Source organism: Streptomyces paromomycinus, assembly GCF_003865155.1.
GTDB classification, from domain to species: Bacteria; Actinomycetota; Actinomycetes; order Streptomycetales; family Streptomycetaceae; genus Streptomyces; species Streptomyces chrestomyceticus.
The window spans coordinates 4,708,910-4,723,353 of record NZ_BHZD01000001.1 but is presented as its reverse complement, the minus strand read 5'-3'; the positions used below and the strand labels follow the sequence as shown (position 1 = coordinate 4,723,353).

The 14,444-nt window shown below is 71.3% G+C and carries 10 protein-coding genes and 2 tRNA genes; 8 read left to right on the top strand and 4 right to left on the bottom strand.

What is annotated here, in order from left to right:
- Nucleotides 1-91: 91 nt before the first annotated feature.
- Nucleotides 92-661 carry a TetR/AcrR family transcriptional regulator gene (locus OEIGOIKO_RS19860; protein WP_125055186.1) on the bottom strand — a complete coding sequence of 190 codons (570 nt, stop codon included), beginning with the start codon at nt 659-661 and terminating at the stop codon, nt 92-94.
- Nucleotides 662-744: 83 nt separating this feature from the next.
- Here OEIGOIKO_RS19860 and OEIGOIKO_RS19855 point away from each other — a divergent pair, with 83 nt between their 5' ends.
- Together OEIGOIKO_RS19855 and OEIGOIKO_RS19850 are read left to right on the top strand one after the other, a co-directional pair.
- A complete protein-coding gene (locus OEIGOIKO_RS19855; RefSeq protein ID WP_174857189.1) occupies nt 745-1,665 on the top strand; it encodes an NADP-dependent oxidoreductase in 921 nt (306 codons plus the stop codon).
- Between the two features lie 484 nt (nt 1,666-2,149).
- Nucleotides 2,150-3,802 (top strand): long-chain fatty acid--CoA ligase, encoded by a 1,653-nt coding sequence (locus OEIGOIKO_RS19850; protein ID WP_125055185.1) that lies wholly within the window; start codon nt 2,150-2,152, stop codon nt 3,800-3,802.
- Nucleotides 3,803-3,859: 57 nt separating this feature from the next.
- Here the strand turns inward: OEIGOIKO_RS19850 and OEIGOIKO_RS19845 are convergent, their stop codons facing one another.
- From OEIGOIKO_RS19845 to OEIGOIKO_RS19835, 3 genes are all read right to left on the bottom strand, one after another.
- Nucleotides 3,860-4,483 carry a DUF6886 family protein gene (locus OEIGOIKO_RS19845; protein WP_218040002.1) on the bottom strand — a complete coding sequence of 208 codons (624 nt, stop codon included), beginning with the start codon at nt 4,481-4,483 and terminating at the stop codon, nt 3,860-3,862.
- A 247-nt stretch (nt 4,484-4,730) separates the two neighbouring features.
- Nucleotides 4,731-9,095: a PAS domain-containing protein gene (locus OEIGOIKO_RS19840; RefSeq protein ID WP_125055184.1), complete on the bottom strand. Its 4,365-nt coding sequence runs from the start codon at nt 9,093-9,095 to the stop codon at nt 4,731-4,733.
- A gap of 193 nt (nt 9,096-9,288) precedes the next feature.
- Nucleotides 9,289-9,879: an SSI family serine proteinase inhibitor gene (locus OEIGOIKO_RS19835; protein WP_125055183.1), complete on the bottom strand. Its 591-nt coding sequence runs from the start codon at nt 9,877-9,879 to the stop codon at nt 9,289-9,291.
- Between the two features lie 470 nt (nt 9,880-10,349).
- On the opposite strand from OEIGOIKO_RS19835, the gene OEIGOIKO_RS19830 reads away from it, so the two are divergent.
- From OEIGOIKO_RS19830 to OEIGOIKO_RS19805, 6 genes are all read left to right on the top strand, one after another.
- Nucleotides 10,350-10,440: transfer RNA gene (locus OEIGOIKO_RS19830), tRNA-Ser, on the top strand.
- A gap of 261 nt (nt 10,441-10,701) precedes the next feature.
- On the top strand, nt 10,702-11,475 hold the full coding sequence (locus tag OEIGOIKO_RS19825; protein ID WP_125055182.1) for an HD domain-containing protein: 774 nt from the start codon (nt 10,702-10,704) through the stop codon (nt 11,473-11,475).
- A 132-nt stretch (nt 11,476-11,607) separates the two neighbouring features.
- A tRNA-Arg gene (locus tag OEIGOIKO_RS19820) sits at nt 11,608-11,680 on the top strand.
- Between the two features lie 722 nt (nt 11,681-12,402).
- Nucleotides 12,403-12,654, top strand: coding sequence for a hypothetical protein (locus OEIGOIKO_RS19815; RefSeq protein ID WP_246177431.1), 252 nt, complete (start codon nt 12,403-12,405; stop codon nt 12,652-12,654).
- Nucleotides 12,654-13,901 carry a putative T7SS-secreted protein gene (locus tag OEIGOIKO_RS19810; protein ID WP_125055181.1) on the top strand — a complete coding sequence of 416 codons (1,248 nt, stop codon included), beginning with the start codon at nt 12,654-12,656 and terminating at the stop codon, nt 13,899-13,901. The genes OEIGOIKO_RS19815 and OEIGOIKO_RS19810 overlap by 1 nt, the downstream gene beginning before the upstream one ends.
- Nucleotides 13,898-14,401, top strand: a complete 504-nt coding sequence (locus tag OEIGOIKO_RS19805; RefSeq protein ID WP_125055180.1) for a hypothetical protein — start codon at nt 13,898-13,900, stop codon at nt 14,399-14,401. Before OEIGOIKO_RS19810 ends, OEIGOIKO_RS19805 begins: the two co-directional genes overlap by 4 nt.
- Nucleotides 14,402-14,444: the final 43 nt, after the last annotated feature.

Below are 14,444 nucleotides of genomic sequence, written 5' to 3'. Positions count from 1 at the left end.
ATGCACAGCGATAGCGGCCTGCCGGATCAGGCGCCGGATCAGGCGCCGGACGCGGGCGGGCCCGCTGAACGATCGCCCCGCGTTCCGGGCCTCAGCGCACGGCCGCGGCCGCGCGTACGTCGGCGAGGGCTTGCCGGGCCAGTGGGCCGAAGTCCTCGCCGTTGTCGGTGTCGATCCACTGATCGAAGGCGATCTCCCAGACGAGCATGCCCAGTTTCGCGGCCACGTGCGCGGTCGGGCTCGGGACGCCGCGGCGGTGGAGGGCCTCGGTCACTGAGGCGATGAGGCCAATCCTCTTCAGGGCGTCCCGTTCACGCAGTTCCGTATGGGAGTTCAGCACGGCCTGGCGTCGGCTGCTGAACTCGCGGCGGTCGGCGGTGAAATACGTCTGGCCGAGCGCATCGAGGGCCTTTGCGACCGCGTCGAGCGGTCCGGCCGCCGACGGCGCCGAGGCGATCCCGTCGACGAGCAGTCCGTGCACCGTGGCCCTGCCGAAGAGCACCTCGCGCTTGTCCGGGAAGTGCCGGAAGAACGTGCTCTTGGTGAGCCCCGCGCGCTCCGCGATCTCGATCACGGTCGTGTTCTCGTAGCCGTTCTCCTCGAAGAGGTCGAGGGCGGCGGCGGCGAGCCGTCCTGGTGCTTCGGGTTGCCAGCGGGCCATGAGACCAGTGTACGGGACTTGGTCCCGTCGCTGAGGTAGGGTCGATGAGACCAAGTCCCATCACCGGCCCAGAGAGGTCACCGATGAGCAGAGCTGTGCGTTACCGGCGTTTTGGCGGCCCCGAAGTACTCGAACTGCAGGAGATACCCGAGCCGCACGCCGCACCGGACGAAGTGCGCGTCCGGGTCACGGCCGCCGGGCTGAATCCGATGGACTGGCAGATCACCAGCCGGCCCGACATGGCGGCGGGGTTCGGCATCACCTTGCCGGCCGGATTCGGCAGCGACTTCGCCGGAGTGGTGGACGAGGTGGGCGCCGAAGCCGCCGGGTTCGCGGTCGGCGACCGGGTGTACGGGGCCGCGATCGGCCGGTCCGTCGCCGACTTCGTGCTGATCAGGCCGTCCGCGGCAACGCTGTTCCCCACCCCGGAGGGCGTCGGCGACGAGGTGGCGGGCACGCTTCCGGTGTCCGGTCTGACGGCCTGCGCCGCGCTCGACGCGATCGGGCTCCGCGCCGGGGAAACCGTCCTGATCGGTGGGGCGGCGGGTGGCGTGGGCCTCTTCGCCGTGCAGCTGGCGAAGCTCGCGGGCGCCCGGGTGCTCGGCACCGCCTCCGAGGGCACGTTCGGATTTCTGCGCGGGCTCGGCGCCGAACCTGTGGCATACGGCCCCGGCCTGGCGGACCGGGTGCGGGCGCTGGCGCCCGAGGGGATCACCGCCGCAGCCGACCTGTTCGGCAGGGAGGCGGCCGAGGCCGCGCTGGAACTCGGCGTGGCACCCGAGCGGATCTCCGTCGTGGCCGACGGTCCCGCCCCGCCGCCCGGTGTGCGCAAGACGGGCGCCCTCGCCGCGGGTCCGGGCGCCATGGAACGGATCGCCGACGCGGTCCGGGCCGGCGGGATCACGGTGCCGATCGCGGCGACCTACCCGGTCGAGCGGATCCGCGAAGCCGTGGCGACGCAGGCCGAGAGGCATGTGCACGGCAAAATCGTGATCGCGCTGTGAACCGGCGCCAGGCGGACTCGGCGACCAGGGCACCGGCGGGCGGCGCGCCGTGATCGCGCTGTGCACCCTTCGCGGGCAGGTCACCTGTCACCGGCGCGGTGCTCCTGCGTGATCCGACCTCCATCCGGAGTGCGTGCGTGCCTGACAAGAGGCTTGCCGGGTACAGCAGTCGCGGTACCGACCCCGCGCAGTGGTCGAGGGAGGCGCGGGGCGTACAGCACGTACGGACGTGGCGCGGCGCGGGGAGCGCCATGGTCCGCTTCCCGCCCCGCCCGACATGGCGAAGATGGCTTGATCACGGCCTCCCCGCACCGCGCGGGCAACGCCCCGCCGTGCCGCTCACCGGCGGTGTCCGGGAGGTGCCGGGCGCCCGGACAACGGCCGGATCCGTACGGTCCGGGTAGTGACATACCGCGAGGAACACCAGCACAATCGCCAGGAACTTACCCGCGCGTAACAGGCGCACCCTATGGGGAGGCTCCCGGTGCAGAGCACGATGCAAGACGTACCCCTGCTCGTTTCGAGGATCTTGACGCACGGCGCGACGATCCACGGAAAGGCCGAGGTGATCACCTGGACCGGTGACGGTGAGCCGCACCGCCGCAGTTACGCGGAGACCGGCGCCCGCGCCGCTCAGCTCGCCCACGCGCTCCGCGACGAACTCGGCGTCGGCGTCGACGAGCGGGTGGCGACGCTCATGTGGAACAACGCCGAGCATCTGGAGGCGTACCTCGCCATCCCCTCCATGGGCGCCGTGCTCCACACGCTCAACCTGCGCCTCCCCGTCGAGCAGCTGATCTGGATCGTCAACCACGCCGCCGACCGCGTCGTCCTCGTCAACGGCTCGCTGCTGCCGCTGCTGGCGCCGCTGCTCCCGCACCTGCCGGGGGTCGAGCACGTCGTCGTGGCGGGGGCGGGTGACCGTTCCCTGCTGGAAGGCGTGCGGCCGCGCGTACACGAGTACGAGGAGCTGATCGCGGGCCGTCCGGAGCGGTACGACTGGCCGGAGCTCGACGAACTGCAGGCCGCCGCGCTCTGCTACACCTCCGGCACGACCGGCGACCCGAAGGGCGTGGCCTACAGCCACCGCTCCCTCTACCTGCACTCCATGCAGGTCAACAACGCCGAGGCGTTCGCACTGGGCGGCAAGGACATCGCCATGCCCGTGGTCCCCATGTTCCACGTGAACGCCTGGGGCCTGCCGCACGCCTCCTTCATGGCAGGCGCCTCCCTGCTGATGCCCGACCGGTTCCTCCAGCCGGGGCCGATCGCCGAAATGATCGAGACGGTACGGCCGACCGTCGCCGCCGCCGTGCCCACCATCTGGCAGGGCCTGCTCGGCGAGCTGGACGCCACGAAGCGTGACGTCACCTCGCTGCGCAACGTCGTCATCGGCGGCTCCGCGTGTCCCCCGTCCCTGATGCGCGCCTTCGAGGAACGCCACGGCCTGCGCGTGGTGCACGCCTGGGGCATGACCGAGACCTCCCCGCTCGGCTCGGTCGCGCACCCGCCGGCCGGCGTGAGCGGCGAGGAGGAGTGGACGTACCGCGCGACGCAGGGCCGCTTCCCCGCCTCGGTGGAGGCCCGGCTCGTCGGCCCCGACGGCGCACACCTGCCGTGGGACGGGGAGTCGGCGGGCGAGCTGGAGGTACGGGGACCGTGGATCGCGGGCGCGTACTACGGCGGCGCGGACGGCCCCGACCTGCGCCCCGAGGACAAGTTCAGCCCCGACGGCTGGCTGCGCACCGGTGACGTCGGCACGATCACGCCGGACGGCTACCTCACCCTGACGGACCGCGCCAAGGACGTCATCAAGTCCGGCGGCGAGTGGATCTCGTCCGTCGAGCTGGAGAACCACCTGATGGCCCACCCGGAGGTCGTGGAGGCCGCGGTGGTGGCCGTACCGGACGACAAGTGGGGCGAACGCCCGCTGGCCGCCGTGGTGCTGCGGGAGGGCGCGAGCGCGGCCTTCGAGGAGCTGCGGGCCTTCCTCGGCGAGCGGGTGGCGCGCTGGCAGTTGCCGGAGCGGTGGACGGCGGTGGTGGCCGTACCGAAGACCAGCGTCGGCAAGTTCGACAAGAAGGTGCTGCGGAGGCAGTACGCGGAGGGGGAGCTGACGGTTACGCGGGTGGGGTGAGGTGGTCGGTGGTTGCCGGGGTGGCGGTCATCGGGGTGGCGGTCGCTGGGGCGGTGGTCATCGGGGTGGGGTGAGGCGGCGGCGGGTGCGTACGGGAGGGGGTGTCGGGGCGGTCGGTCCCGGGCCCGCTGCCCGCACCCGCGGGCCCTCGTCCGGCTTCGCGTTGCGCAGGCGGATGCCGCTGAACCCCAGCGTGCTGGTGATCACGTCGTTCCAGAAGCCCCAGAGGTTGTCGAGCACGCGGAGCTGGATCCCGGCCTCCCGGTGGAGCCGGAGGAGATCGCCGACCGGCTCCGGCGGGCCGAGCGGGACGACCGGGCGGGTCGCCACGACGGCGTGCGGCACCGGCCCGCCGAACGGGCGGAAGGGGGCGGCGGGCAGCCGGTAGGCGTAGAGCTCGACGGTGCGCAGCGGCTCCAGCCAGTCGTACTCGATCACGTGCACCCGCTCGCCGCCGCCCGGTCCGAGGACGCGCGCCCGGTCCGCGGCGGACGTGCCCGGCACGCACCACGCCATCGCCCGCGGGCACTGGCGCGGGAACCAGTAGTCCGGCGCCCGGTCACCGTCGACGGCCCAGACGTACGCCTCCGGCTGCCGGGCGGTCCCGGCGACGTGCGGCACGAACGTGCCGATCGTGGGGTCCTCCGAAAAGTGCAGGACTTCACCGGGGCGGGGGCGCATGGGGCGTTTCTACCGCAGGGGGGGTGGTGGGCCACCGGGCTTTTCCACGGCTGCCCGCTCGGGTCCTGCTCAGTTCGCTCCGGTCCCGCTCAGCCCGTTCCGCCCGCTCAGGCCGCTCGGGTCCCGCTCAGCTCGCTCGGGTCCCGCTCAGGCCGCTCGGGTCCCGCTCAATGCGTACCGGCCTGGCTCAATTCGCACCGGGACCGATCGATTCGCACCGGGCCCGCCCGATTCGTACCGCTCCCGCTCAATTCGTACCGATCTTGGCGAGCAGGTCCACGATCCGCGCCTGGACCTCCGCGCTCGTCGACCGCTCCGCCAGGAAGAGGACGGTCTCGCCCGCCGCGAGCCCCGGCAGCTGGGCCGGGTCGAGGTCGGCCGACGTGTAGACGACCAGCGGGGTGCGGTTGAGCAGCCCGTTCGAGCGCAGCCAGTCGACGATCCCGGCCCGGCGGCGGCGTACCTGCATCAGGTCCATCACCACCAGGTTCGGCCGCATCTGGGCCGCGAGCGTGACCGCGTCCGCGTCCGTCGCCGCCCGCGCGACCTGCATGCCGCGCCGTTCCAGCGAGGCGGTCAGCGCACCGGCGACGGCGTCGTTCTCCTCGGTCAGCAGGACCCGCGGCGGGTGCTGCTCGCTGTCGCGCGGGGCGAGCGCCTTGAGGAGTACGGCCGGGTCGGCCCCGTACGCGGCCTCCCGCGTCGCCTGCCCGAGCCCGGCCGTCACCAGGACCGGCACCTCGGCCGCCACCGCCGCCGTACGCAGCGACTGCAGCGCCGTACGGGTGATCGGCCCGGTCAGCGGGTCGACGAACAGCGCCGCCGGGTACGCGGCGATCTGCGCGTCCACCTCCTCGCGGGAGTTGACGATCACCGGGCGGTAGCCGCGGTCGCTCAGCGCCTGCTGCGTGGAGACGTCCGGGGCGGGCCAGACCAGCAGCCGGCGCGGGTTGTCCAGCGGCTCCGGCGGCAACTCGTCGTCCATCGGCTGCGGCTGCGGGTCGGTCACCTCGACGGCGCCGTTCGGGCCGTCCAGCGGCTCGGGTCCCTCGCTGCCCTCGTCGGGCGCGGAGACGGCGAAGGCGCGCCCCTCCGAGGTGTTCAGCAGGTGCTGCTGGTGCGGTTGTTGTTGCTGCTGGGACTGCTGGGACTGCTGGGGATGCTGTACGGGCTGGGGCTGGGGCTGTCCCGGAGCGTGGGTGCCGGGCTGCGGGTGCGGCCGGGCCTCGGCGGAGGCGGCGTCGGACGCGGCCGTACGCTCCCCCTCCTGCGGCGGCTGCGCCAGCTTGCGGCGGCGCCCCGAGCCCGCGGCGGGGGCTCCGGGTGTGGGGGAGCCGGGTGCGGCACCTCCGGGTGCGGCCGGCCGCTGCTGCTGCTCGGATCCGGCGAGCTGCTGCGAGAACGGCACGCCCTGCCCGAGCGTCCGCACACTGAACGCGCGCCCGTGGGAGTGGCCGGCGGCGGGCCCGCCCGCCAGGTCGTCTCCCTCCGCCGCGTCCGGGGAGGCGGGCGCGGGCATGGGCTGCTGGGGGGTGGCCGGGTCGGGTACGGGCGCCTCGGCCGCACCGGGGCCTTCGGCGGGGCCGTTCTGTAGCTGGTGCTGTGCCCGGTTCTGTACCTGGCCCTGTACCTGTACCTGGCTCTGGCCCTGGCCCTGGCCCTGATTGTGCGGTTCTTGGCCCGCGCCCTGCTCGGCCTCCACCGGGCTGGGGCGCCCACGCCGGCGCCCGGTCGGCGCGGGGGGCGCGTCAGCGGCTGTCGGAGCGGTTCCCGGGCCGGCCGTCGGAGCGCTGCCGGGAGCGGTCGTCGGCCCGCCCTCGACGGGGTGCGCCACCAGCCCCTCGGGCCCGGCGACGAACGTACCCGTCGACTCCGAATCGGCCATCGCGGCGGCGGCCCGCTCCTCGGCGGCCGCACGCCGCGCACGGCGCCGACCGGTCGGCTCGGGCCCCCAGCCACCCTCGGGCGCGCCCGGCGCGGGCACCGCACCGGCCGGATCGCCGGCCGCGTCGGCCGTACCGGGGCGCGCGCGACGGCGCCCCGTACCCGTACCTGTACCCGCGTCTGCGCCTGTACCTGTGCCTGTACCCGTTCCGCCCTGCGGGCCGTCGGCCGGTCCGGCGTTCTGACCGGGCAGGACCGGCAACGCGGGCAAGGGGGACTGCGGGAGCTGATCGGCGGCGGCAGGCGGCAGCGCGAAGGCCGAGTGCGCGTTACGGACCGGGGCCTGCGCCTGGTTCGGGAAGGGGCGTTCGGCCGTGTCGGCCAGCGCCCTGCGCGCCCGGCGCCCGGACGGCGGCACCTGCCCCTGAGCCTGAGCGTGCCCGGCCTGGGCGGGAACAGCCTGCCCCTGGCCCTGCCCCGGCCCCTGCCCGTGCTGCTGCCCCTGAGGGCCGCCGGCGGCCGCCGGGAGCGCGGCCCGTGCGGCACCCTCAGGGCCGTTCTGCTGCAGCGGACGCCGGCCGCCCGGTGGTACGACCTCGGCCCCGGCCATGCCCTGCGGCATCCCGGGCGCGCCGGTCATCCCCTGTTCCGCGCCGGGGCGCCCGGAGCCGCCCGTACCCTGCGCCCCGGGGGCATCCGCCTCATTACGGGCCCGGGGCACCTGACCGCTCCCGCTCCCGTCGCCACCCGCGCTGCCGTTCCCGTTCGGGTTGCCGTTCTGGTTGCCGTTCTGGTTCCCGTTCCCGGCTGCCGCGGCGTCTCCACCCGGCTGCTGCTGCGGCTGCTGCTGCGCCGGTACGTCACCGTTCCGCGCCCGGCGCCGCCCGGTCGGCGTGTCCTCGGGCCCACCGTCCGTACGGCCCGTACCGCCGCCCGCGGCACCGGACGTACCCGGGCCGCTCGCCCCTCCGTCTCCCTGCGCACGCGCCTTCTGCCCAGGCACTCCAGGCACTCCAGGTGCCCCAGATGCCCCAGGCACCCCGGCCCCACCGACCTGCCCCTGAGCCGGACCCTTGCCCTTGCTCTGGCCCTGGCTCTGGCCCTTGCCCTGGCCCTGGCCTTGTGCCTGCTCCTGCGCCTGTCCCTGCGTCCCCCGAGCCCGCTCGGCCGGCACCGGCATGACCGTCGTCTCATTGCCCGTCACCTCGCGCGCCGGGCCCGCCGCGCCGGACACCGGCGCGCCGTCGGCCGTCACCGGCACTTCGAGCACATACGCGCTGCCGCCCGCACCCGGCACCTTGTGCGTCTGCAGCACACCGCCGTGCTGCCGCACGATGCCGCGCACGATCGGCGCGTGGACCGGGTTGCCGCCGCCGTACGGGCCGCGTACCTCGATCCGTACGACCTCGCCGCGCGCGGCCGCGGCCACCACGATCGTCGAGTCACCGGAGGCGGCTTCGGCACCGCTCCCGGCCTTGCCCGTGGCGTCCACGCCCGCGACGTCCGCGATCAGATGGGACAGCGCCTGCGCGAGCCGCTCCGCGTCCACCTCGGCGTCGATCGGCGGGGCGTGCACCGCGAACTGGGCGCGGCCCGGGCCGATCAGCTCGATCGCGCCCTCGACACCGGCGGTCACGACCCGGTCGAGCGAGACCTTGGAGCGGGTGAGCCGTTCGCCGCCCGCGTCCAGCCGCTGGTAGCTCAGGACGTTGTCGACCAGCGTGGTCATCCGGGCGTACCCGGCGGCCAGGTGGTGCAGGATCTGGTTGGCCTCCGGCCAGAGCTGGCCGGCCGGGTCGGACGCCAGGGTGCCCAGCTCCGCCTTCAGCTCCTCCAGCGGGCCGCGCAGTGACTGGTCCAGTACGGCCAGCAGCTGCGTGTGACGCGCCGCCAGCGCGTCGTACGGGCGCCGGTCGGTGAACGTCATCACCGCGCCGACGAGCTGGTCACCGTCGCGTACCGGCGCGGTCGTCAGGTCCACCGGGACGGACCGGCCGTCCTTGGCCCACAGTGCCTGCCCGCGCACCCGGTGCTTGCGCCCGGAGCGCAGGGAGTCGGCGAGCGGCGTCTCCTCCCAGGGCAGCGGCGTGCCGTCCGCGCGGGAGTGGTGGATGAGCGGGTGCAGCTCCTTGCCGCCGAGTTCGCTCGCCCGGTAGCCGAGGATCTGCGCGGCGGACGGGTTGACGAGGACGACCCTGCCCTCGGAGTCGACGCCGACGACGCCCTCGGCGGCCGCGCGCAGGATCATCTCGGTCTGCCGCTGCTGGCGGGCCAGCTCGGTCTCGGTGTCGAGCGTCCCTGTCAGGTCCCGTACGACGAGCATCAGCAGCTCGTCGCCGGTGTAGCCGTTGCGGTGGTCGGCGTACGCGGCCTCGAAGGCGGACTCGTACGGGGTACGGCCGTCCTCCAGGTTCGCGCTGGTCACCTCGACCAGCAGCTCGCTGCCGTCGGTACGCCGCGCCACCATCCGCGTGGGCTTCGTCCGCGGGCCGTGCTCCTGCTCGTCGTGGCGCCGCATCGAGCCGGGAATGCGCTTGGAGTCGAAGGACGGCAGCAGGTCCAGCAGCCCGCGGCCCACCAGGGCGGTGCCCGGGGCCTCGAAGGTCTCCAGGGCGATGGCGTTCGCGTTGACGACCGTGCCGTTGCAGTTCACCAGCAGCAACGCGTCCGGCAGAGCGTCGAGTATGGCTGCGAGGCGAGCAGCGCCTCGGGATGGCCTGCTGCTCACGACGACGCTTCCTCCCTGCAGTTACCGCACCTTGCCGAGCCCGCCGCCACGTCCGCGGCGGGTCACTGGAAGGGAGTCTACGGGCACCGGATGTGGACGCGGAGACGGATGACGAGGAGGTAATGCCACGGGATTGTGCGACTCGTCGCACGCCCGACATGTGCCCCGCGTCCTGAACTGGCCCGCTTCCAGGTCACGAAGCGACCGAGGGCAGCACCGGCACGAACCGGTTCCAGCGGCTGATCTCACATCCGTCGGCGCGGCTGAACCGGGCGTTGACGGGGCGCCCCGCCCACGTGCCGGTGACGCGTGCGGTGGCCGGTCCCCCGTACTGCATCGTGCACTTGCTGCCCTTCGGCACGCCCGCGAACAGGTCCTTGCCCCACCGCGACAGACTGTCGAGCTTGTCGCAGGCGCCGCGCGCGTCGGTGTGGGTGCCGCGTGCCGGGTGGCAGTACAGCTCGTACGTACCGTTCGTGGCCGCCTTGCCGGAGTCGCTGACCGTGATCGTGAGGTGGTCGGAGGAGCGCGACAGGCGGGGGAGGGGGGCGGTGAGGGTCGAGGAGCCGACGGAGAGGTCGGCGGGGGTGGCGGGGGTGGCGGGAGCGGCGAGGGACGCCTGGGATGCGGGCGTGGCCGGGGATGTGGGCGTGGCCGGGGATGCGGGCGTGGCCCGGGCCGAAGCGGCCACCGGGGCCGAAGCGGCCACCGGGGCCGTCAGGGCGAGGGTGGCAGCGGCGGTCGTGGCAGCCGTGGCGAAGCGGGACAGTCGATGGAACGGCATCGCGTACTCCAGAAGGTGCGAGGTACCGGGACGAGGCGCGAGGTACGGGGGCAGGACCGGTGGCGACGGCGGGGACGACGGGGGCGGCTGCGGTGGAGGCGGTGGCAGCGGCGGCAACGGCACGGAGCAGACCCCTACCAGGACCACCCATCCCCTTCCCGCCCTTCCCGCCCTTCTCTCCCTTTCCGTCCCTCTCGCCCCCTTCCGCCCCCTCCCGCCCCTCATGTCTCCGCAGCGTCTAACGCGCCGACGGGCCCGACGTTGCGCGCGGCCGGCCACCCGTCGCGATGTTTGGACCCCGTTCGATTTGCCGGGCGATGATTCATGCGGAACGCGCCCGAACCACCCCGTAAAGACCTTTGCCGGGCCGCCCGTCGGCCGAGTACCGTGGGGGTCGATTGGTGACAGCCCGCCGAGCTGTGCCATCATCTGGTCACGCCACATCGCGCTTGCGCGCGGTCGGGGTGTGTGGAGGCGTCGCCTAGTCCGGTCTATGGCGCCGCACTGCTAATGCGGTTTGGGTTTTAAAGCCCATCGAGGGTTCAAATCCCTCCGCCTCCGCTCCGTTTCGTTCAGGCCCTGGTCACTCCGACCGGGGCCTGAACGTTTTTCTCCCTCCGGTCGGCACACGCCCTCCCCGCACGGCACGCTCCCTACCTCGTACGAAGCGCCCCGCCATCCGTCATCGGAGCGCCTTACCTCGTACGAAGCGCCCCCGCCATCCGCCACCGGAGCGCCCTACTCCGTATGAGGCGCCCCCACCCTCCCCACCTGACCGAAACCCTCCGGGCGCGGCCCCCGCTCCCGAGCGACCCTGTCCCCATGGCGCCCGACCGCGAAAACCCCAACCACCACCCCCCACCCAAGCCCTACACCCCACCCTCACCCCCACCCCCATCCCCACCCCCACCCCCAGACCCCACCGCAACCCGCCGCTCCACCCACACAGCCCACACCACCCACACCCACATCGCCGGCATCCCCCTCCCGGACTCCGCCCTGGCCAGAGAGGCCACCGACCTGATCCGGAACACCACCGACGCACTGATCTACCACCACTCCCGCCGGGTCTACCTCTTCGGCGCCCGGCACGGCCGCGAGCGAAACCTGCCCTTCGACGCGGAGCTTCTCTACATCGCCGCCCTCTTCCACGGCCTCGGCCTGACCGACCGGTTCCACGGCTCCCGGCAGCGCTTCGAACTGGATGGCGCCGACGAGGCCCGCAGCTTCCTCGCCGCCCGCGGAGCCCCAACGGCCCGCACCCACCTCACCTGGCAGGCCATCGCCCTGCACACGACTCCACAGGTCCCCCACCGCATGGCCCCGGAGATCGCCCTTCTCGCGGTCGGCTACGAACTCGACGTCCTCGGCATCGGCTACGCCACCCTCCCGCCGGACACCCGCGACGAGATCCTCACGGCCCACCCCCGCCCCGGCTTCAAGCGCCACATCCTCCGCGCCTACCACCGGGCCCTCGCCCGCCGCCCGGAGACCGCCCTGGGTACCCCCCTGGCCGACGTCCTGACCCGCCTCGATCCGGACCACATCCGTCCGGACTTCGTACGGATCCTCGAAGACTCCGCCTGGCCCGAGTAGCCCCCACCGCCCACCTCCACGGCATTTCCGCAGGTCAGGAGGGGTGTGGTGATCGGATTTCGCCTCACGGCGAGGTTCGTGTAATGTTCTTTCTGCAACGCCGACCGGCAAGAAAAACCGCCGGAAAGCCAAGCGCTCGTAGCTTAACGGATAGAGCATCTGACTACGGATCAGAAGGTTGCAGGTTCGAATCCTGCCGAGCGCACAGCAGGCCAAAGCCCCCGCCGGGTCATCCGGGCGGGGGCTTTGTCGTGCCGTACAGCAGCCAGGCGGCAGTGACGGCGCACCGAGCCTGTCAGCCGCTCTCACCGGCGGCGCGGTCGACGGGTCCGGCAGCTTCGCGGCAGAGCACTGCCTGGCGCTAGGGAGCCGGGTCGCGTCCTGAACGTCGTTCTGGAATCGGGGGCCAGTCCGAGGGCGTGGGCCACCGGGCTTCGGCCAATCAACATCCTGGTCATGAGCGCCCGACGGGCGTGTCTGCACGAGAACGAGGATCAGCGGCGAACGTAGCGGTGACGCGAAGACGGAACCCTCGGTGATCGTTGGGGGCGACGCTTTGACCGTTCGCATGCCGCGGACCATTGGAGATGGGCGGTGTCCTCTCTGCGGTGCCGGAAAGGGTGAAGGCAAGAACACCGAATGGCAGTGCGTGGTCAACTGTGCAGCCTGCCTCGTTATGGCCGGCGATGCCGAGCCTGAGTGAGCCGACGCGAGGCCGTCGATCGATCGGTGAGGCCGGCCCTTGCGGCTGGCCCGTCGTGTCCGTTGTTGCACTTCTCCTCTCGATTGAGGGGTTTGATAGGTTCATGCCACGCGGCGCGGTGCAGGTTTGAGCGGGGGGTGTTGATCATGCCGGCGGACGGGTTCTCCGTGGACCTCGATGCGCTACGTGAGGCCGCATCCGGGATACGCACCACTCTGGATGCGATGGCCACCAAGAAGGTCAGCGACATCGATGCTCCCAAAGAAGCCTTCGGTCACGACGCACTGGCATCAGCAGTTGTCGACTTCTGTGACCGGTGGAACATCGGCGTGTCGCACTTGGCCTCTGACGGGGCAGAGGTTTCCGACCGGCTGAACCACTGCGTCAAGAGCTATGAGAGGGCTGAGCGGCATATCAAAGCCTCAGCTCAGGGAATTCTTCAATCCTCATCCGGAAAAGACCCGGGGGAAGGCTGATGGCCCAGCTCGGAGAGACGACGAACTCCGTTGATCTCATCCCCGGCGCACCGGATTCTCTGGTTGCGACTGCACAGTCTTTGCTCGCCTACGGTGATGTGCTTGTAGCGACCGGTAAAGGGCTGGCGAGAATCGAGACCGAGGATGGCTGGCGCGGCAAAGCCGGTGATGCCTTTCGTGATCGTTTCCATGGTCAGCCGGCCAAATGGATCGAGGCAGGCGACAATTTCCATGCCGCCGCAAACGCCCTCAACGACTACATTCACGTCCTGCGTGCGGCTCAGAAGCGCGCTGACGGTGCCATGTCGCGATTCGCGCGCGGCGAGGCGGCCACCGCGACTGCCAAGAAAGTCCATGCTCAGAACGTCGCTGAGGCGCAGAACGAAGGAAGCAGCACTGAGATACCTTTTGATGATCCTGGCGAATCGGACCGGGCTGCTGCCCGTGAGGATCTTGAGTCTGCGCGCAGCGATGTCGAAGGCGCGGGGCAGGCCGCTGCCACACGGATGAAGAAGGCCACGGAGGCCGCCCCGGAGCGGCCGGGCTTTTGGTCCGAGGTCGGCGATTTTTTCAGCGATGTGGGCGATGGGCTGATGGATGGGGCCAAGGTCGTCGTCAATGACCTCGCCTCTTTCGGAAACGCCATGATCCAGCATCCCGGTGACAGTGCGGCGATGGCCGGTGGCATGCTCCTGGCCGGGGTCAGTGCCGGCGGTGAAGCGCTCGGTGTCGCCTTGGACGCCACAGGCGTCGGTGCCGTGGCCGGAGTACCGCTCAATGCGGTCTCCGCTGCCGGGATCGCCACTGGTGTCGGTCTGGTGGGCGTCGGCGCGATGGACCTCGCCCAGCATGCCAAAAGCGATTCCGCGGTCGAACCTCTGCAGAGGAACAGCGAAGGGTCAGGCGCCAGTGGGTCAGAACAGCAGCAAGCGTCCGAGCTGATTAAGAACGGGCAGCACTACAAAGGCACTGGTGGCCGCTCTGGGAACAATTTGCCGGTGGAGGGTGGCCCGGAAAACGGCACACTCTACAAGGTAAACCCGGAGACCGGAAAAGTAAGCAACTACACTACTTACGATTCCGGAGGGCGCCCTTTGAAGCGTGTAGACTTGGAGGGTGACTCGCATGGCGGGGTGGAGACGCCGCATGTCGTAGAGTATACGCACAACATCAATCCGAAGACCGGTGAAGTTTTCGTGCGCCCATCGAGAAAGGTGCGCGCAGCATTCCCCTGGGAGATCCCGTGAGCAGCAGTAAACCGGCGTGGTCCGAGCGTGAGCTGCCGGTGTTCTTCAGGAAGTGGCGCACTGAATGGAAGGACGAAGGTCTTTCGCCGGATAATTACCTTGATTTTGAGGGTGGGTTGCGTTTCGTTCTCGCTGCCGCCTGGCTGTTCTGCCCTGAGACGGTCGAATACCGTGGCTGCGTGTTCCTCAAGGAAAACTTCACTCAGGGGACTGCCGACGACTGGTTCACGAACCTGGAAGACGATAGGCGCCGGATCGAACTCGTCGTCAATCATGTCGAGTTGTGGTCCATTTTCAGCAATACCCCTTTGGCGGACAGTGATCAGCTCGGTGAGGAACTGCCTCAGCTCGCGCTGGCCCTGGGTGAGTGTTGGCAGGGAGTCCTGTCCGCGCGTTACCCCGACCGGGAAGTCACCGTCGAGGTGAGCGACGAAGAGGACGGTTCCTACGGGCCGACCGTCACCTTTTGGACATCTCCGACCGTCTCGGCCTTCGGCTAGAGGACTGCAAGGGTCGAGAACGTAGCTCGGCAGGTCGCCCGAT

What these genes read in the sequence shown, in the direction of transcription:
- OEIGOIKO_RS19815 (WP_246177431.1), top strand. Translation starts at nt 12,403, where the DNA reads ATGGCCACCAAGAAGGTCAGCGACATCGATGCTCCCAAAGAAGCCTTC.
- OEIGOIKO_RS19855 (WP_174857189.1), top strand. Translation starts at nt 745, where the DNA reads ATGAGCAGAGCTGTGCGTTACCGGCGTTTTGGCGGCCCCGAAGTACTC.
- OEIGOIKO_RS19845 (WP_218040002.1), bottom strand. Translation starts at nt 4,483, where the DNA reads ATGCGCCCCCGCCCCGGTGAAGTCCTGCACTTTTCGGAGGACCCCACG.
- OEIGOIKO_RS19810 (WP_125055181.1), top strand. Translation starts at nt 12,654, where the DNA reads ATGGCCCAGCTCGGAGAGACGACGAACTCCGTTGATCTCATCCCCGGC.
- OEIGOIKO_RS19860 (WP_125055186.1), bottom strand. Translation starts at nt 661, where the DNA reads ATGGCCCGCTGGCAACCCGAAGCACCAGGACGGCTCGCCGCCGCCGCC.
- OEIGOIKO_RS19825 (WP_125055182.1), top strand. Translation starts at nt 10,702, where the DNA reads ATGGCGCCCGACCGCGAAAACCCCAACCACCACCCCCCACCCAAGCCC.
- OEIGOIKO_RS19835 (WP_125055183.1), bottom strand. Translation starts at nt 9,879, where the DNA reads ATGCCGTTCCATCGACTGTCCCGCTTCGCCACGGCTGCCACGACCGCC.